The organism is Novosphingobium gossypii (assembly GCF_050433305.1).
In the GTDB taxonomy this organism is placed as follows: Bacteria; Pseudomonadota; Alphaproteobacteria; order Sphingomonadales; family Sphingomonadaceae; genus Novosphingobium; species Novosphingobium gossypii.
The window spans coordinates 811947-830545 of sequence record NZ_JBNPXM010000001.1 but is presented as its reverse complement, the minus strand read 5'-3'; the positions used below and the strand labels follow the sequence as shown (position 1 = coordinate 830545).

16 protein-coding genes are annotated in these 18599 nt (G+C 65.6%); 6 read left to right on the top strand and 10 right to left on the bottom strand.

Features of this window, described 5'->3' with window-relative positions; genetic code table 11:
- Positions 1 to 308 precede the first annotated feature (308 nt).
- The gene (locus GGR40_RS04265; protein WP_429274935.1) at positions 309 to 1517 is read left to right on the top strand and encodes a type III PLP-dependent enzyme; all 1209 of its coding nucleotides are present in this window, start codon (positions 309 to 311) and stop codon (positions 1515 to 1517) included.
- A 133-nt stretch (positions 1518 to 1650) separates the two neighbouring features.
- Here GGR40_RS04265 and GGR40_RS04260 read toward each other — a convergent pair whose 3' ends face one another.
- The 4 genes from GGR40_RS04260 to murI form a co-directional block, all read right to left on the bottom strand.
- The gene (locus tag GGR40_RS04260) at positions 1651 to 2748 is read right to left on the bottom strand and encodes an NADH:flavin oxidoreductase/NADH oxidase (protein ID WP_429274934.1); all 1098 of its coding nucleotides are present in this window, start codon (positions 2746 to 2748) and stop codon (positions 1651 to 1653) included.
- Positions 2749 to 2894: 146 nt separating this feature from the next.
- Complete coding sequence (gene hemA / locus GGR40_RS04255) at positions 2895 to 4109, bottom strand: 5-aminolevulinate synthase (RefSeq protein ID WP_429274933.1); 1215 nt, start codon at positions 4107 to 4109, stop codon at positions 2895 to 2897.
- A gap of 159 nt (positions 4110 to 4268) precedes the next feature.
- Positions 4269 to 5066, bottom strand: coding sequence for an MBL fold metallo-hydrolase (locus GGR40_RS04250; RefSeq protein ID WP_429274932.1), 798 nt, complete (start codon positions 5064 to 5066; stop codon positions 4269 to 4271).
- A 23-nt stretch (positions 5067 to 5089) separates the two neighbouring features.
- Positions 5090 to 5938 (bottom strand): glutamate racemase, encoded by an 849-nt coding sequence (gene murI / locus GGR40_RS04245; RefSeq protein WP_429274931.1) that lies wholly within the window; start codon positions 5936 to 5938, stop codon positions 5090 to 5092.
- A gap of 110 nt (positions 5939 to 6048) precedes the next feature.
- Between murI and plsY the strand changes: the two genes are divergently transcribed.
- From plsY to GGR40_RS04225, 4 genes are all read left to right on the top strand, one after another.
- A complete protein-coding gene (gene plsY, locus GGR40_RS04240; protein WP_429274930.1) occupies positions 6049 to 6636 on the top strand; it encodes a glycerol-3-phosphate 1-O-acyltransferase PlsY in 588 nt (195 codons plus the stop codon).
- Positions 6633 to 7742 carry a DNA-processing protein DprA gene (gene dprA, locus GGR40_RS04235; RefSeq protein ID WP_429274929.1) on the top strand — a complete coding sequence of 370 codons (1110 nt, stop codon included), beginning with the start codon at positions 6633 to 6635 and terminating at the stop codon, positions 7740 to 7742. Before plsY ends, dprA begins: the two co-directional genes overlap by 4 nt.
- A gap of 128 nt (positions 7743 to 7870) precedes the next feature.
- Positions 7871 to 10516: a type I DNA topoisomerase gene (topA, locus tag GGR40_RS04230; RefSeq protein WP_429274928.1), complete on the top strand. Its 2646-nt coding sequence runs from the start codon at positions 7871 to 7873 to the stop codon at positions 10514 to 10516.
- Positions 10513 to 10692, top strand: a complete 180-nt coding sequence (locus GGR40_RS04225) for a hypothetical protein (protein WP_429274927.1) — start codon at positions 10513 to 10515, stop codon at positions 10690 to 10692. The genes topA and GGR40_RS04225 overlap by 4 nt, the downstream gene beginning before the upstream one ends.
- A 308-nt stretch (positions 10693 to 11000) precedes the next feature.
- Here GGR40_RS04225 and GGR40_RS04220 read toward each other — a convergent pair whose 3' ends face one another.
- The 5 genes from GGR40_RS04220 to lepB all read right to left on the bottom strand — a co-directional run bounded on the left by GGR40_RS04220 (position 11001) and on the right by lepB (position 16151).
- Positions 11001 to 12506, bottom strand: coding sequence for a hypothetical protein (locus tag GGR40_RS04220; RefSeq protein ID WP_429274926.1), 1506 nt, complete (start codon positions 12504 to 12506; stop codon positions 11001 to 11003).
- A 113-nt stretch (positions 12507 to 12619) separates the two neighbouring features.
- Complete coding sequence (locus GGR40_RS04215; RefSeq protein ID WP_429274925.1) at positions 12620 to 13750, bottom strand: SGNH/GDSL hydrolase family protein; 1131 nt, start codon at positions 13748 to 13750, stop codon at positions 12620 to 12622.
- Complete coding sequence (gene era / locus GGR40_RS04210) at positions 13747 to 14640, bottom strand: GTPase Era (protein ID WP_429274924.1); 894 nt, start codon at positions 14638 to 14640, stop codon at positions 13747 to 13749. The genes GGR40_RS04215 and era overlap by 4 nt, the downstream gene beginning before the upstream one ends.
- Positions 14637 to 15305 (bottom strand): ribonuclease III, encoded by a 669-nt coding sequence (rnc, locus tag GGR40_RS04205; RefSeq protein ID WP_429274923.1) that lies wholly within the window; start codon positions 15303 to 15305, stop codon positions 14637 to 14639. The genes era and rnc overlap by 4 nt, the downstream gene beginning before the upstream one ends.
- Entirely contained in the window at positions 15306 to 16151 is an 846-nt protein-coding gene (lepB, locus tag GGR40_RS04200; RefSeq protein WP_429274922.1) for a signal peptidase I, read from the bottom strand.
- A gap of 150 nt (positions 16152 to 16301) precedes the next feature.
- Between lepB and pgi the strand changes: the two genes are divergently transcribed.
- Positions 16302 to 17822 carry a glucose-6-phosphate isomerase gene (gene pgi, locus GGR40_RS04195; protein ID WP_429274921.1) on the top strand — a complete coding sequence of 507 codons (1521 nt, stop codon included), beginning with the start codon at positions 16302 to 16304 and terminating at the stop codon, positions 17820 to 17822.
- Positions 17823 to 17882: 60 nt separating this feature from the next.
- Here pgi and GGR40_RS04190 read toward each other — a convergent pair whose 3' ends face one another.
- The gene (locus GGR40_RS04190; protein WP_429274920.1) at positions 17883 to 18563 is read right to left on the bottom strand and encodes an RBBP9/YdeN family alpha/beta hydrolase; all 681 of its coding nucleotides are present in this window, start codon (positions 18561 to 18563) and stop codon (positions 17883 to 17885) included.
- Positions 18564 to 18599: the final 36 nt, after the last annotated feature.

Sequence of the window (18599 nt, the reverse complement as noted above, 5' to 3'; positions counted from 1 at the left end):
GACCCACTATGGAGCGACCGGGGGGCAGGCACGTTCCATACACCGATACACGACGCTGGATGGTCACCGTACCGTCATCTTGCTGCAATGGAGCATATCGATGCAACCCACTGCAAATGAACGTAAAATCATGCTGCTTTCAGCCCATCCCAGCATCTGCTTTCAGCGCCATGACATTTTTGTGAAAACACCCCTTTTTCACTTGCGATTCATGATCTGAGCCGTATATCCGCCCCTCGCTGCCCCATGGGGACTTCCAAACCGCAAGGCAGCTTTGTCGTTAACACACCGTTTGGGGGTCCCTTGAGTTGCACGCATTCCTCGACGCACCGGCCGTAGCGCGCACCCTCGCGCCTGACGAACCAGTCATCCTGAACCGCCCGCATGCTGCGGCGCGCGCTGCCCGATTCTTCGCCACGAAGTTTCCGGGCAAGTCGCTCTATGCGGTGAAGGCGAATCCGTCGCCCGACCTCGTCCAGATCCTCTGGGACAACGGCATCACGCACTACGACGTCGCTTCCATCGCGGAAGTGCGCATGGTGCGCGGCGTTCTGCCGGACGCGACCCTGTGCTTCATGCACCCGGTCAAGACCGCCAGCGCGATCCGTGAAGCCTATTTCCAGCATGGCGTGCGGACATTCAGCCTCGACACGATCGAGGAAGTCGAGAAGATCCTCGACGCTACCACCGATGCCGACGGCAATCGCGCCACCGACCTGCGCCTGTGCGTGCGCCTGCGCGTATCTTCGGAGTATTCGGAGCTGAGCCTCGCCTCGAAGTTCGGCATCGACGTCGCGGACGCGGGCGAACTGCTGCAGGCCACCCGTCAGGTCGCTGACTGGCTGGGCGTTTGCTTCCACGTCGGTTCGCAGGCGATGACGCCCTTCGCCTATGTGCAGGCGTTGGAACGTGCGCGTGCGGCCATTGCGGCTGCCGGCGTCGTCATCGACATGGTGGACGTCGGCGGGGGCTTTCCCTCGTCGTACCCCGGCATGGAGCCGCCGCCGCTCGAAGACTATTTCGCGATCATCCATCGCCACTTCGAAGCGCTGCCGATCGCCTATAACGCGGAACTGTGGTGCGAGCCCGGCCGGGCGCTGTCGGCGGAATACAATTCGCTGATCGTCAAGGTCGAGAAGCGTCGCGGTGATGAGCTTTACATCAACGACGGTGCTTACGGCGCGCTCTACGATGCGGCTCACGTCGCATGGCGCTTCCCCGTCAAGGCCATCGCGAAGGATGGTGAGCGTTCGTCGGAACTGCAGGAGTTCTCCTTCTACGGCCCGACCTGCGACGATGCCGACTTCATGGAAGGCCCGTTCCTGCTTCCCGCCGACATCAAGGCGGGCGACTGGATCGAGGTGGGAATGCTGGGCGCTTACGGCGCGGCGATGCGCACTGCCTTCAACGGTTTCGGCGGCGGCGAAGTCGTCCTGGCTCAGGACGAGCCGATGACCAGCCTCTACACCGGGCGCAAGGATCCGCGCGTTTCGGACAACGTCGTGTCGCTGCGCTGACTTAACCGACAATCGCATAACGAGAGGCCCCCGGAACTTCGCGGTTCCGGGGGTTTTCGTTTGTCCAGTGGGACAAGGCAGACTCACCTTGGCCAGCGGTGCGACAACAGGTGCCGCACCGCTGGATCGATGGTCAGGCCACGAAAAGATCCTTGTAGCGCCGGGGCTGGCTGCGCAGGAACTGCGGGGAAACCTTGATCTTCGCGCCCAGCGCCGCGGCTGCATGCCAGGGCCAGCGCGGGTCGTAGAGCACCGTGCGGGCAAGGCCGATCATGTCCGCCTCGCCGGTGGCGACGATTGCTTCTGCCTGCTCGGGTTCGGTGATGAGGCCCACCGCGATCACCGGCACTGACACCGCATCCTTCACCGCCCGGGCCAGCGGCACCTGATAATTGGGGCCGACGGGGATCTTCTGGTCGATGTGAAGCCCGCCGCTGGATACGTGGATGGCGTCAACGCCGCGCGCCTCCAGCGCCTTCGAGAACGCCACCGTCTGTTCGGCATCCCAGCCGCCGTCCACCCAGTCGGTGCCCGAAAGGCGCACGGTGACGGGCTTGCCCGCCGGGAACGCGGCGCGCACCGCGTCGAACACTTCGAGCGGGAAGCGCATGCGGTTTTCAAGGCTGCCGCCGTATTCGTCGGTCCGCACGTTCGACAGGGGCGACAGGAACTGGTGCAGCAGATACCCGTGCGCGGCATGGATCTGGACCGCGTCGATGCCAAGGCGGGCAGCGCGGTGGGCGGCTTCGGCAAAGGCATTGCGCACGCGAACCAGTCCGGCGCTGTCGAGCGCCACAGGAGCGTTCTCGGCGCTCTGGAACGGCAGGTTGGAAGCGGAGACGGTCTGCCAGCCATTGGCATCGTCAGGTGCGATCTGGGCGCCGCCGTCCCAGGGCTTGGCGGTGCTGGCCTTGCGGCCGGCGTGGGCAAGCTGGATGGCGATCGGCATGTCGGACCAGCGGCGCACGCTTTCGATGACCTTGCCCATCGCTGCTTCGGTTGCATCGTTCCACAGGCCGACGTCGGCATAGGAGATGCGGCCCTCTGGCAGCACCGCGCTCGCCTCGATCGTCAGAATACCTGCACCGGACTGCGCCAACTGCCCCAGATGCATCGCGTGCCAGTCGGTCATGCGGCCGTCTTCGGCGGAATACTGGCACATCGGAGCGATGACGATGCGGTTGGAAAGCGTGAGGTCGCCGAGGGTAATGGGCTCGAAAAGCTTGGCCATGGATGGTCCTCTGGTCTGCAATAGGGGGGCAGCAAGGCATTGCTGCAGCGCGTCATCACGTGGGCATCTTTTGCCATGAAAAAAGGCCCCCCGCGTCGACGGAGAGCCTTTTTGTCGCAAAGATTATCTTGCGTGTGCGAAATGGATCAGGCGGCGAGGCGCATGTCCAGACGATCCCAGATTTCCACCAGCGCATCAGTCAGTTCGCGCATCATCGCTTCGGTATGTGCGGGGCCGGGGGTGAAGCGCAGGCGTTCAGTGCCGCGCGGCACGGTGGGATAGTTGATCGGCTGCACATAAGCACCGTATTCGGCCAGCAGGATGTCGCTGATCTGCTTGGCACGGACGGGGTCGCCAACCATCAGCGGCACGATGTGCGTAACCGAATCCATCACCGGCAGGCCGGCCTCGCGGAACATCCGCTTCATCGTGGCGGCAGACGCCTGCTGCCCGTCACGCTCCACGCTGGAGCTTTTCAGGTGGCGCACCGAAGCGAGCACGCCTGCCACGAGCACGGGCGACAGAGACGTCGTGAAGATGAAGCCGGGCGCGTAGGAGCGGATGCAGTCGATGATCTTGGTGTTGGTGGCGATGTAGCCGCCCATGACGCCGAATGCCTTGCCCAGCGTGCCTTCGATGATGTCGATGCGGTGGGCGGCTTCGTCACGGTCGGTGATGCCGCCGCCGCGCGGGCCGTACATGCCGACGGCGTGCACTTCGTCGATGTAGGTGAGGGCGTTGTACTTTTCCGCAAGGTCGCAGATCGCATGGATCGGGGCGACGTCGCCGTCCATCGAATAGACCGATTCGAACGCGATCAGCTTGGGCAGGCTGGGGTCAGTTTCCGCCAGCAGTTCCTCAAGATGGTCGAGGTCGTTGTGGCGCCACACCTTCTTCTCGCACCCGGAATTGCGGATGCCGGCGATCATGCTGGCGTGGTTCAGTTCGTCGGAAAAGATCACGCAGCCCGGCAACAGCTTGGCCAGGGTGGACAGCGTGGCGTCATTGGAAACGTAGCCCGACGTGAACAGCAGCGCGCCCTGCTTGCCGTGAAGGTCCGCCAGTTCGGCTTCGAGATCGACGTGGTAATGCGTGTTGCCGCCGATGTTGCGGGTTCCGCCCGAACCGGCGCCGACGTCGTGCAGCGCTTCTTCCATGGCCTCGATCACCTTGGGATGCTGGCCCATGGCGAGATAGTCGTTGGAACACCACACAGTGATCGGCTTGGGGCCGTTATGGCCGGCAAAGCAGCGGGCGTTGGGATAGGCACCCTTGTTGCGCAGGATGTCGATGAAGACGCGATAGCGGCCTTCCGAATGGAGACGCTCGATGGCCTGATCGAAAATGTGTTCGTAGTTCACGGTGTAGACTTCATCCTGCCTTGCCGGATCGCAACAGTCAGATCCTGACTTGCCCGCCCCGGCGCCTGCCCCACTCGTCCTGTCCGTTGAATTCGGACCGCTTTTGCCGTTGCCATTAGCGTATTGGACTGCTCATGACCAGTCGCTTGTGATGCCGCCTCAATCGGAAAACGTGCCTGCCGAGAATGGGATTTCCGATGGCTCGTGGCCGGTCACGATCGTCATGCGCGGTGCCGCGCGGTGCAGGGCATTGATCGTCATCAGCCACGAAAGGTTGGATTCACGGAACGTCCGCGCCTCGCTGCGGGTGGCGAGCCGGGCGGGAAGGCGCAGGTCGTGCCAGCTGCGATGCAGCGGGGCCACGTCGCCGGTGAACAGGTATTCATGGTCATCCGAAAGGCGGACATAGACCATGGCGGTGCCAGGGGCGAGGCCACGGGCGGGTATCACGACGACACCGGGGGCAAGCGTATAAGGGGCGCCGCCGGAAGCGAGGAAGGCGTCCTTCACTCGGCGCGTGCCAGTGGCATGGCCGCCATTGTGGGAAGGGCGATCGGAAAGCTCAATGACGTGCGTTGCCCGGGCAATGGCGGCACCCACGCGCGCCTGAGCCTGCGTATCGAAGCTGGCGAAGCCGTGTTCGGCGGCGGCTGCGCGCGATATGCCACGGTCGATGATGAGGGGCGCAGCGCCGGGCACGATCAGTTCGTAGGCACGCACCACGTTGGGCAGTTGGCGCAATCCGCTTCCCGCCACCAGCATGTTGCGTGAGGTAAGGCGCAGGCCCACCGTCTCCACGCGCAGTTCGACGGGCGACTGACCGTTGCCGGTCGTCGCCATCCTGCGCAACATGTCGATGGTTACCGGCTGCGGCCTGACGTCGTTCGCTCCTGGACCGGCCCCGGCGTCGGCCAGGAACCAGTAGTAGGGGACGGCGATGATGAGCAGTGCGGACAACAACCAGATATTCAGCCGTCGCGTCAAAACCTCTCGATCCTCAAGAGCCCGTATCGTGCCAATTGTTCGGCATACGCGCCGGGCAGTTCTCCCTGTCCGGTAAATAGCGCCAGATCAGCAGCCTGGCGAGAATATTCCTGTCCCGCGACGAGACGCGAGACCTGCCGCGCGATCCCCTGCGCACCGTGGACGAAGCGCACCTCGGGGCCGAACGCCTCGGCCAGTTCGGTCTCCACCAGCGGGAAGTGGGTGCAGGCGAGGACCACGGTGTCGATCCGGTCGCCATCGGGCTGGCTGCGTAGGGCATGCGCGGCATCGCGGATGATGGCCGGGTCCACCGGCTCGCCGCGCAGCTTGGCTTCGGCGGCTTCGACAAGACCCGGTGCGCCATAGCGCAGCAGGCGCTTGTCCGCGGCGAATTCCTGTTCGAGCCGATCGACGTAGAGCTGGCGGATCGTCGCTTCGGTGCCCAGCAGGCCAATGACCCCGGTACGCGTCATTTCGGCGGCCGGCTTGATCGCGGGCACAGTGCCAACGATCGGCACCTCCAGCACTTCGCGGACCATCCCCAGCGCGATGGTGGACGCGGTGTTGCAGGCGATACAGACGAGGCGCGGGCGCAGCCGTTCGGTCATGCGGCCCAGCAGCCCGGCGACTCGGGCCGCCACTTGTGCTTCGGTCTTGGTTCCGTAGGGCAGGCCGGCGGTGTCGGCGGCGTAGATGATCGGCGCATCGGGCAGCGCGCGGCGCACCTCGTCCAGAACGGTAAGCCCGCCGACGCCCGAATCGAACAGCAGTATCGGAGCAGCCGGATCGACGGCTGCGGTCATTTCGGCGGCCCTTGCCGGCGCGCGCAGTGTATCGGAAGCCATCGTCAATCCCTGGACCTTGCCACCTGTTAACCGGTGGAACGGCAATCCGGCAACGCCGAATGCTGCAACCTGTCTTCTGCAAAGCGCGATAGGGCGCTAAGGCCGGTGCCATGACGTGGATTCTCCCCCTCCTGCTCGGTTACCTGTTCGGTTCGGTGCCGTTCGGCCTCATCCTCACCCGCCTGACCGGCGCGGGCGACCTGCGCGCGATCGGATCGGGCAACATCGGCGCCACCAACGTGCTGCGCACCGGGCGAAAGGGACTGGCGGCGGCAACGCTGCTGCTGGACCTGTTGAAGGGGCTGGTCGCGGTTCTCGTCGCCGCGCACCTGTGGCCTGAAGGCGCGCCGCTGGCCGCGCTGGGCGCGTTCCTGGGGCACTGCTTTCCGGTCTGGCTGAAGTTCCGGGGGGGCAAGGGCGTGGCGACCACGGCGGGGGTGGCGTTCGGCCTCGCCTGGCCGGTGGGGCTGGCCTACGCGGTGACGTGGATCGGCCTGCTGGCGCTGGTGCGCATTTCGTCGGTCGCGGGCATGACCGCAGCCGTCGTCGCGCCGCTGGCCGCCTTCGTGCTGGGCTATCCCCAAGCGGGGCTGGTGCTCACGGTGATCGCGCTGCTGGTGCTTTTCCTGCACCGCGAGAACATCGCCCGCCTGCGCGCCGGGACCGAACCGCGCATCGGCGGCAGCAAGAGCAAGTGAGCGCTGCGGGCGAACTGTCGCAGGATGAGGCCTTCGCCCGGATCCGGCTGCTGCGTTCACCAAACGTAGGCCCCGTTACCTACCGCCACCTGCTGGCGCGTTTCGGTGATGCCCGCCGCGCGCTGGAGGCCTTGCCCGATCTCGGCGGAAAGACAGGTCGTGCCTACGTTCCCGCGCCGGAGCATCGCGTCCAGGCCGAGATTGCCGCCGCCCGCAAGGCCGGTGCGCGCTATCTGTTCCATGATTCGCCCGACTATCCGCCACTGCTGGCACAGGCGGAAGGCGCGCCGCCGATCCTGACCTATCGCGGCGATACCGCGCTGGCCGCCCGGCCATGCGTCGCCATGGTGGGCGCGCGCAACGCCTCTGCCGCCGCGATCCGGCTGGCCCGCGAGTTCGCGCACGATCTGGCCGGGCAGGGGTGGAGCGTCGTCTCCGGCCTCGCCCGCGGCATCGACGGCGCCGCCCATCGAGGTGCTCTGGCTACGGGTGCAACCATTGGCGTGATCGCCAGCGGCATCGACGTCACGTATCCGCCAGAGCATGCGGACCTGCAGGAAGAGGTCGCCCAGTCCGGCCTCCTGCTGGCTGAGCAGCCGCCTGGCACCGAACCCCTGGCGCGGCACTTCCCCACCCGTAATCGCATCATCGCCGGGCTGGCGGCCGGGACCGTGGTGGTCGAAGCTGCGCCCCGCTCCGGCTCGCTCATCACGGCAAGGCTGGCGGGAGAGATGGGCCGACATGTGATGGCGGTTCCCGGCTCACCGCTCGATGCCCGCGCGCATGGCTGCAACCAGCTGATCCGCGATGGCGCTATATTGGTGCAGAGCCCGGCGGATATCATCGAGATGCTGTCCGACTTTGCCGGTAACCCCAGCTTTCCGTTCGTTCCGCAACAATCCGCACCTATGCCATCGGGCAACCATGCCGACCCCGCACAGGGCAGCGCACAAGTGCACGCGATGCTTACCACCGCGCCGGTGGCGGTGGACGAATTGATCCGGCAGGCAGGGGGCGGGACCGCCGCCGTTCATCTCGCCCTGATGGAGCTGGAACTGGACGGGCGGCTTGTCCGACACGCCGGCGGGCGCGTCAGTCTTGCGTGAAACGCTTTATCCCGTCACGCGAATGCGCCATGGAGCTTTTCGACAGGGGTTGACGTCGCTTTGGCGGCGGACCCACCTTGTACGTGTATGTATGCGCGCACACGCGTAAGGCGGAACAGAGTTAAATAATGCAGCTAGTCATCGTAGAATCGCCGGCCAAGGCAAAGACCATCGAAAAGTACCTGGGCAAGGACTACAAGGTTCTCGCCAGTTACGGCCATGTCCGCGACCTGCCGCCCAAGGACGGGTCGGTCCGCCCGGACGAGGAGTTCGCGATGGACTGGGAACTCTACGGCGACAAGCAGCGCCAGGTGAAGGCCATCACCGACGCGGCCAAGCAGGCCGACCGCCTCATCCTCGCGACCGACCCTGATCGCGAAGGCGAAGCGATTTCGTGGCATGTGCGCGAACTGCTGGCCAAGCGTCGCGCACTGCCCAAAGACGTGCAGCGGGTGACGTTCAACGCGATCACCAAAGAAACCGTCACAAAGGCGATGACCCAGCCGCGCGAGCTGGATCAGGATCTGATCGACGCCTACCTTGCCCGTCGCGCGCTGGACTATCTGTTCGGCTTCACCCTGTCGCCGGTGCTGTGGCGCAAGCTGCCGGGCGCCAAGTCGGCGGGCCGTGTGCAGTCGGTGGCGCTGCGCCTGATCGTCGACCGTGAGCGTGAGATCGAGGCGTTCCGTCCGCAGGAATACTGGTCGGTTGCGGCGCTGCTGGCGCATGACGGCACCGACTTCTCAGCCAAGCTGGTGACATTCGAAGGCCAGAAGCTGGACCGGCTGAGCCTGGGCGACGAGGGCGTGGCCCTCCGCGCCAGGACCGCGGTGGAGCAGGGCGCCTTCAAGGTCGAAGGCGTCGAGACCAAGCCGCACCGCCGCAACCCGCAGCCGCCGTTCACCACGTCGACCCTGCAACAGGAAGCCGCGCGCAAGCTGGGCTTCTCGGCCAGCCAGACGATGCGCGTGGCGCAAACGCTCTATGAAGCGGGCGCGATCACCTACATGCGTACCGACGGCGTGCAGATGGACCCCAGCGCCATTTCCGCCGCCCGCGCCGCCATTGCGGAGCGGTTCTCCGGCCATTACGTGCCGGAAAAGCCGCGCCACTACGAAACCAAAGCGAAAAACGCGCAGGAAGCGCACGAGGCGATTCGTCCGACCGAGTTCACGAAGGACCGCTTCGGTTCCGGGGACGAGGCACGCCTTTACGACCTCATCTTCAAGCGCGCGATGGCCAGCCAGATGGCGTCGGCCCAGCTGGAACGCACCACCGTCACCCTGCGCGACGGCACTGGCCGCAACGAACTGCGCGCATCGGGGCAGGTCGTGAAGTTCCCCGGCTTCCTTGCCGTCTACGAGGAAGGGCGCGACAACAAGTCGGACGATGATGACGACGGCGGCCTGCTGCCGTTCATGAAGGCGGGCGACATGCCGGCCAAGAAGGACGTCACCGCCGAACAGCACTTCACCCAGCCGCCGCCCCGCTTTTCCGAAGCCAGCCTCGTCAAGCGGCTGGAGGAACTGGGCATCGGGCGTCCGTCCACGTATGCCGCCACGATCCAGGTCATCAAGGACCGCGCTTACGTGCGGACCGAAAAAAACCGTTTCTTTGCAGAGGAAACGGGTCGACTTTTGACATCGTTCCTCGAACGCTTCTTCCCCCGCTATGTGGCTTACGAGTTCACCGCGGGCATGGAGGACGAACTGGACGACGTGTCCGGCGGTCGTCAGGAATGGAAGGCGCTGCTCGAAGCGTTCTGGCGTGACTTCAAGCCCAAGTCCGATGAGGTGATGGAGAAGAAGCCCTCGGAAGTGACTGAGGCGCTGGACGAATTTCTCTCCGATTACCTGTTCCCGCCCAAGGCCGACGGCACCGACCCGCGCGTCTGCCCCAAGTGCGGCGAAGGGCGCCTGTCCTTGCGCGGCGGTCGCTACGGGGCCTTCGTGGCATGCTCGAACTATCCGGAGTGCAAGTTCACCCGGAAGTTCGCGCAGCCCGGCGGTGCCAACGATGGCGGCGATGACGAAGGGCTTGGCAAGGATCCGGAAACGGGCATGGAGATCATGCGCCGCACCGGTCGCTTCGGGCCCTACATCCAGCTGGGCGAAGGCAAGGAAGCCAAGCGCGCGTCGATCCCCAAGGACATCGACGAACTGACGCTGGAATGGGCGATCAAGCTGCTCAGCCTGCCGCGCACGGTGGGCCCGCACCCGGAAAGCGGCAAGGATATTACCGCCAGCATAGGGCGTTACGGCCCGTACCTCGCACATGACGGCAAGTACGCGCGGCTGCGCTCGACAGCGGAAGTGTTCGACACCGGGATGAACGCGGCGGTCTCGATGCTGGCCGACGTCGCCAATCGCGGCGGGGCTGCATCGCGCACCAAGGCCGAGCCGCTCAAGGTGCTGGGCGCACACCCGACCTCGGGCGGGGAAATCAAGGTGATGGCGGGCCGCTACGGTCCCTACGTCACGGACGGCACGACTAACGCCACCCTCCCGCGCGACCAGAAGCCCGAAGACCTCACCGCCGAACAGGCGATCACGCTGATCGACGAAAAGGCGGCCAAGGGTCCGGCCAAGCCCAAGAAGAAGGCGGCCGCGAAGAAGGCCGCGCCCAAAAAGGCAGCCGCCAAGACGGACGGGGCAAAGAAGCCCGCGGCAAAGAAGGCGCCTGCGAAGAAGGCTCCCGCGAAGAAGGCTGCGCCGAAGAAGGTGGCTGAAACCGCCGGAACGGACGATGCGGCACCTTGGGACGCCGACGCATGAGCGACAAGGTTGCCAAGCACAAGCAGCCCTGGAAGCCCGAGGAACTGCAGAAGCTGCAGACCCTGGCCGGCAAGGGCAAGGGCCTCAAGGAAATCGCCAAGGCGCTTAACCGCACCGAGGAATCCACCAAGGACGCGGCGCGCCAGCATGGCATGACCATCGCCAAGGCGCGCTGAGGTAAAATCCTCCCTGCGACGGAGGATTACTAAAGAACGGTAGGGCACGCGTCATGCGCGTGCCCTTTCGTGTATCGGCAAGGTGCGCCAGCGACGGCAGTGCCTGCACTGCAGTCCACTGATGATGTTATCCCTTCGTTACCCTGAACTTGTTTCAGGGCCCCTGGTACGGTTGGCGCCGGAATGTGGTGTCGCTAGTGGCGCTTTCGGTTTGCTGTCCCAAACAACGGACTACGCTGCGCGATGGACCCTGAAACAAGTTCAGGGTGACGAGGGCACGAACATGCGCCTGCGGGCGAATGTGACCCCTAACGCCGCAGCGTCCAAAGGCCGAATTTGCGTGTTCCCAGCGTGATTTGCGCATAGCGGCGGTAGTGCTGCCCCAACACGGTCGCCACAATGCGGCGGTTATCCAGATTGGCCTGGTTGGGGCGCCGCGATTCGGCTATCACGATGACGCCGGGGCGGCTGGCGAGCACCCGGCGGATTTCGGCGTGGGCGTCCACACCGAGTGCTGCGGCTTCATTCCGGGCGTTGAGGTGGCTGGGATAGGCGAAGCGCGTCGGGATGCAGGCGTTTGTGGTGCGGTAGAGGGCGCTGTCGCCTTCGTAGACGTACAGACAGCGACCATGCAACTCGCCCATGATGGCTCGAGTAGCCTTGGCGAACTGGGCGGCGTCACCCTTTTCTACCACTTGCGCCACGGGAACCGCGACGGCGCCGAGCAGGCCACAGCCAAGCAGCAACCTGCCATACCAGCGCTCCCCTGTAACGGTGCGCCCCAGTGCCGGGGCGGCCAGCACGCAAAGCGGCACCAGCACCGGGCCGAGGTAATGATCGTACCAGGTGCCGAACAGCAGGAACCCGATCACTGCCGCAACCGCCCACAGGCGGATGCTGCCCAGCGTGGCGGGTGCGTTGCCGTTCACCGGAGAAAGGCGGCGCGGGGCAATAAGGATGGCAAGGGCGAACGGGATCATCGCCAGCGCCTCCTTGCCGAGTTGCGCCAGCGCGTCGGTCATGTCGGTGCTGCGTCCGAAGATGGAGACGAAGTTTGCCTGCACGAACGCGTCTGCATGGCCGATGGCGGCATAGCCCAGCAGTACCGCCGCAGTGGGGGCCAAGGCCACCGCGATCCAGGTCGCCCCGGTCGCTGCGAGCCTGAGCGGAGACCAGCCGTCTGTCCATCCGCGCGCCAGCAGCATGAGGCCCAGCGCCAACCCTTCGAACACCACGGTGTACTTGATCTGCATGGCAAGGCCCAGCAGCAGCATGGCTGACACGCCGTGCCGGGCCAGCAACGGATCGAGCGGGCGACTACGCGCCTCGACAACGATCAGCGCAGCCATTGCCACCGGCAGGGTGTAGAACACCGGAGACTGGCCCAGCGCCACGTTGAACACCGGCTGCCATACCAGATAGGCGAGCCCTGCCAGTCGCGCGGCGTGAAGCGGCGCTATGTTGCGGGCGATGCGTTCGATCACCAGCGCGGTCAGTGCCGAACTTACCAAGCCCAGCACCTGATACGTCAGCACCGGATCGAACGGCAGGGCATGGACCCCGCGGAAGATGGCGAACAGGCCCCACGGCTTGCGGTCCCAAATGTCGACGTAGGGCAGGGCGCCTTGCGCCATGCGCTGGCCGACCAGCAGGTAGAACTGCTCATCCGACTGAAACGCTGGCTTTCCGAACATGACCAGCCGCAACACGAACCCTGCGGCAAGGTAGAGCGGCAAGGATCCCGGCAGGGCACGGCTTTCCGAAAAGCGCAGCGGCCATGACGAAATGGCCTGTCTCAGTATACCCGCACCCATCGACCGGCCTCTCATCATGCCGGTCGCTACAGGCGCTTGCCGGACGCCGCGCCCCTATCGGGCCAACGTTGCAGCCGCATGTCGGCACGGCACGATCGAGAACCGAAGGGCGGTCAGCGCTTGGGCGGATTGCCCGTGGCCGGGACCGGAACGGCGGGAACAGGCTGGCCAGGGGCGGGCCGGGTGGGCTGCTGGCCGGGCGGGTTGGAGCCGGGCTTCACCGCTGGCGCAGGGCGCGCGGGCTGCACCCCGTCCTTGATAAGCAGCGTGGCGATGCCGTCAGCGGTGGCCTGCATCCCGGTCTTGTTGAGGTGCCATTGCAGGCCCTGCCGCCCGTCATAACCTGCGGGCGAACCGATCATCCACGGCTCCCTGTCGCACGGCGTATGCGTGGCCGACGAACGATCCATGCCGACGATGATCGTACCGTTGGCCTCTGCCACGCGGGCTGTGATTTCCGACAAACGCTTACCGATTTCCCGGACGATTGCGGCGTCGGTTTCGCTGACGGGCGTGTCGGCGCAGAGCTTGCCGGGTTGGGGCAGCGGGGTCAGGTACTGGACGAAGACGACGCGCGCCTGAGGGGCGGTGGCGCGGATGCGGCGCACGATCTCGGTCAGCTGGGCTTCGTCGCGCACGTAATCGGCTTCGGTGGGGACGCGGACGGGGCCGCAGCCCTTGCTCTTGGTGCCGGGCGCGGCAAGTCTGGCGTTATGCGCGCAGGTGGCCGAGAACAGGTTGCCGATGTACGACAGGTCGTTGCCGCCCATGGTGATCGTCACCAGCCGGGTTTCAGGCGTGACGCTGTTGATCTGCGGCGGCACTTCGCCCCAGGGGCCAAGCACGTTGTCCGTCACCGCGCCAGAACAGCTGCGGTCGATCAGTTCGAGCCCGAACTGTTCGGCCAGCAGCGTGGGGTAGTTGTTCTGGCTCTGGCCGCAGCGCGCGGGCCAGCTGGGCTTGGCCGGGGGCAGCTGCGGACCCGCCGCGAAGGACGAGCCGATCGCAACGTAGCGCTGGCCGATCAGGCTTTCCGACAGTACCGGGCGCACCGCGTCCATCGGGATGACGGTACGGGGCTTCTCGATCTCGACGACCTGCGCCTTCTTCGGCTTTGCCACCTTGGCCGGTTTCGGCAACTTGGCGACGCGCACGGTGGGGGCGGCCAGCGCCGAGGTACAGGGCGCAGCCGCGCAGGTCAGCAGAGTCGTTGCGGCAAGTAACGTCGCGGCGGCCTTCATCATTTCACCCAGTCGAGCCCGATTTCTTCATAGATGTCCTTGGCCTCGGCCCAGTTTTCCTCGACCTTGACGTGGAGGAACAGGTGCACCTTCTGGCCGAGCACTTCGGTCAGTTCCTTGCGCGCGGCCTCGCCGATGGCCTTGATCTTCGAGCCGCCCTTGCCCAGCACGATGGCGCGCTGGTTGTCGCGGGTGACGACGATCTGCTGGCGGATTTCCACCGAGCCATCCTTGCGCGGGGTATAGGCCTCGGGCCGGACGGCGGCGTCGTAAGGCAGTTCCTCGTGCAGCTGGCGGTAGAGCTGTTCGCGCGTGATTTCGCAGGCCAGCAGGCGTTCGCTGGCGTCGGAGACCTGGTCTTCCGGGTAGTGCCAGGGCCCTTCGGGCATCAGCTTCGCCAGCCAGGTCTTGAGTTCGGGCACCCCGTCGCCGGACAGGGCGGAGACGAAGAACACCTCGTCGAACTGCACCTCGGCGGTGAACTCCTGCGCCAGCACCAGCAGCTTTTCCTTGGCGCCGGCATCGACCTTGTTGAGCACCAGCACCTTGCGTTCAGGGCGGTCCTTCAGCGTTTCGAGCAGGGGCATCAGTTCGTGGCGGCGCAGCTTCACCGTGTCGACGATCAGCAGGATCGCGTCGGCCTCCTGCGCGCCTTCCCATGCGGCGGCGACCATCGCACGATCGAGGCGGCGGCGCGGCGCGAAGATGCCGGGGGTGTCGGCCAGGATGATCTGCGCGTCACCTTCCAGCGCGATGCCGAGCAGGCGCGCGCGGGTGGTCTGCGCCTTGGCCGAGGTGATGGCCACCTTCTGCCCGACGAGCGCGTTGACGAGCGTGGACTTGCCCGCGTTGGGGGCGCCGATGACGGCGACAAGACCGCAGTGCTGGGTCATCCGAATTTCCTCATGAACTCTTCTGCAGCGCCGGTTTCGGCGTCCTGCTTCGAATTGGCGGTGGCCTGGGCCGAACCGACGTTGTGAACCGATACCTCGACCGTGAAGCGGGCCGCGTGATCGGGGCCTGAACGGTCGACGAGCTTGTATTCGGGCATGCGGCGGCGATTGCCGGCGGCCCATTCCTGTAACGCGGACTTGGGGTGCTTGCGCTTGCCGGTCTTGCCCTGCAGCGTGTCCGCCCACAGGCCCAGCACCATGTCGCGCGCGGCGTCGAACCCGCGCTCGGTGAAGCAGGCGCCGATGATCGCCTCCATCACGTCGCCAAGGATATTTTCCGAATCCTGGCCGCCGTCGTCGCGTGCCTGCTTGCCAAGGCGCATGTGCGGGCCAAGGCCGATCTCACGCGCAATGGTGGCGCAGGTGGCGCGGCTGACGAGCGCGTTGAGGCGCTGTGACAGGCGGCCTTCGGCCTCGTCGCTGCCCCGGTACAGCCATTCGGCTACCGACAGGCCAAGCACCCGGTCGCCCAGGAACTCCAGCCGTTCGTAATTGCGCTTTTCTCCGGTGGAGCCGTGCGTGAGGGCTGCCTGCCAGAGCGCTTCGTCGAGCGGCTCCTGGCCCGAATGCCTGATCAGGAAGTCGCGGGTATTGGCTTCAAGCACTCAGATCACGCTCCCGATGCGGCTCCAGCGCGCGGCGGTGAACCAGGTCCAGGGCTTGATCCATTCCGCCGCCCCATCGGTGGAGAACATCATGATCGCCGCCTTCCCGACGAGGTTCTCTTCGGGCACCATGCCGACGCCGCCGCCTTCGACTGCCGGGAAACGGCTGTCCATGGAGTTGTCGCGGTTGTCGCCCATCATGAACAGGTGGCCTTCGGGCACCACGAAGACGCCGGTGTCGTCCTGCGGGGTCGGGCCCATGTCGAGCACGGTGTAGCTCTTGCCGTTAGGCAGCGTTTCGCGGAACTGGGGGTACGAGCATACCTCCCTGCCGCCTTCCGTCACCTCGAAACCGGGGCCGCAGTCCGTGTTGGGGCTGACGGGCACGGTGAAGTTGGCGACCTTCACCTTGGGCACGGCCTTGCCGTTGATCCACAGTGCGCCGCCCTTCATCTGGATCTCGTCACCGGGCAGGCCGATGACGCGCTTGATGTAGTCCACGTCGTTGTCCGGCGGTGCCTTGAAGATCACCACGTCGCCGCGCTCGGGCTGGCTGGCGAGGATGCGGCCCGGGATCAGCGGCACGCTGAACGGCAGCGAATATTTTGAATAGCCGTAGGACCACTTGGTGGCGAACAGATAGTCGCCGGTCAGCAGCCGGGGCAGCATGGATTCGCTGGGAATGTTGAAAGGCGAGATGATGAAGCTGCGCAGCACCACCACGCCCAGCACCAGCCAGAACAGGAACGAGAAGAAATTCTCGTCCTTCTTCACGGGCTTGCCGGTCGCGGTATCGGCGGGCTTTTCCGCAGGTTCGATTTTGGTCGCGCTAGGGGTATCGCTCATGGCCAAACCCTTGCTCATGAGCACGCGCCGTCGTCAAGAGCGATCCCGACCAACATCGCAGACTGGCCGATAATTGCACAACTCGGGCTTGGATTTCGCAGTTGCGGCATCCATAAGGCGGGTGCCTAAGCCTGAATGGAGTGGAATTGCATGAGCGAAGCGGTGTGGAACAAGCTGCAGGGCCTCGACAAGCCGACCCTGAAGCAGCTCTTCGATGCCGATTCCGGGCGTCTCGACACCTTCGCGACACGCTTTGGTCTGGGTGAGGAGGAAAGCTCCACCGGCATCCTGTTCGACTGGTCGAAGACGCATCTGGACGCCGCCCATGTCGCCGCGTTCGAGGAACTGGCGACGGCGCAGGACTTCGACGGTCGCCGCGCCGCCCTGTTCGCAGGCGATATCGTCAACCCGACGGAAGGACGCGCGGCAGAGCATACGGCCCAGCGCGGCGTCGGCAACGAAGACAGCGTGCGCACGGCGGCGGAGAACCACCACCGCATGGCCGCCATCGTCGAGGCGATCCACCGCGGTGCCATGGGCGAGGTGAAGCACCTGATCCACGTCGGCATCGGCGGCTCTGCGCTTGGTCCGGCACTGGCGATCGACGCGCTGGCGCGGCAGGGTTCGATGGTGGACGTGCACGTCGTCTCGAACATCGACGGTTGCGCGCTGGAGCAGGCGTTCGCGAAGTGCGATCCGGCCACCACCATGCTGGCCGTCGCGTCCAAGACCTTCACCACCATCGAGACGATGACCAACGCCGACAGCGTGCTGATCTGGCTGCGCGAAAACGGCGTCGAGGATCCCTATGGCCGCGTGGTGGCGCTGACCGCGGCTCCGGCCAAGGCGGTCGAATGGGGCGTGGACGAAACCCGCATCCTGCCGTTCTCCGAAAGCGTGGGCGGGCGTTACTCGCTGTGGTCGTCGATCGGGTTCCCGGTGGCGATGGCGCTGGGCTGGCCCGATTTCGCCGAGTTCCTGGATGGCGCCGCCGCGATGGACGAGCATTTCCGCGACGCTGACGGTCTTGCTAACCTGCCGCTGCGTGCCGCCTTCGCCGACCAGTATTACACCCGCCTGCGCGGCTGCCAGACCCGCGCTGTGTTCGCCTATGACGAACGCCTTGCGCTGCTGCCCGACTATCTCCAGCAGCTGGAGATGGAATCCAACGGCAAGCAGGTGACGTTCGACGGCCAGCCGGTGGACGGCCCCACCGCGCCGATCACCTGGGGCGGCGTGGGCACCGATGCCCAGCACGCCGTGTTCCAGTTGCTGCATCAGGGCACCAACCTGGTGCCGGTGGACTTCATCGCGTCCATCGCCCCCGGCGATGATCTGGCCGAGGATCATCACCGCATCCTGCTGTCCAACTGCTTTGCGCAGGGCGCGGCGCTGATGGCGGGGAAGCACAGCGACGATCGGGCCCGCGCCTATCCGGGCGACCGTCCTTCGGCGACGATCCTGCTCGACGACCTGACGCCCGCCACGTTCGGTGCGCTGGTGGCGTTCCACGAACATCGCACGTTCGCCAACGCGGTGCTGCTGGGCATCAACCCCTTCGACCAGTTCGGCGTCGAACTGGGCAAGGAAATCGCCAAGCAGATCGAGCAGGGCGGGGTGAAGTTCGATCCGTCGACCACGGCGCTGCTGGCGCTGGCAGGCATCGGCTGAGACGGCCGACCAGACTGAAACGACCGTCGACCCGGACCCGATGCGGGCCGACGGTCGGCTTCAGGCCCGGAACTCCAGCCCTTCCGCCCAGTCTCCGTGGTTTACGTCTCCATGTTGTGCGGGCAACGCAGCGTCTGCGGACGGGGCGGCCCCGTCCACCAACTGCGCCAGCAGGCGTTTTCCGTCCTCCCAGCTGCCGAGCCCGGAATCGGCATTGATGTGCCCCGCGTGACCGGCATCCACGAACGTGCTCCCCCAGCGGCGAGCAAGGCTCCTGGATGTTTCGTAGCCCATCCACGGGTCGTTGCGGCTGGCCACCAGCAGTGATGGGAAGGGCAGCGCATCGGCAGGCGTCGGGGCAAAGCCGGTCAGCCTTTCGTCGCGTGGGAAGAAATCGACCTCTGGCGGGGCGACCAGCATCGCGCCGATGACAGGCGCCGACCAGCTGGGCTGCTCGAACTTGGACCACCACGCGGTAAGGATACAGCCCAGGCTGTGAGCCACGATGACCACAGGGCGTCCCGCGCGGTGGACGGCTAGGTTCAGCCGGTTGATCCAGGTATTGCGGTGCGGTTCGTCCCAGGTGCCGAGTTCGACCACCTGCGCATTGTCGAATTCTTCCGCCCAGCGGCGCTGCCAATGGCGCGGACCGCTGCCATCGAGGCCGGGGACGAGGAGGATCAGCGGTTCCCGTCCATCGGAACCGGACGGATATGAGGACGTGAGGGGCGAGCGGGGCATCAGCCATCTCCCTTTGCTATGCACGGGAATGTAAAC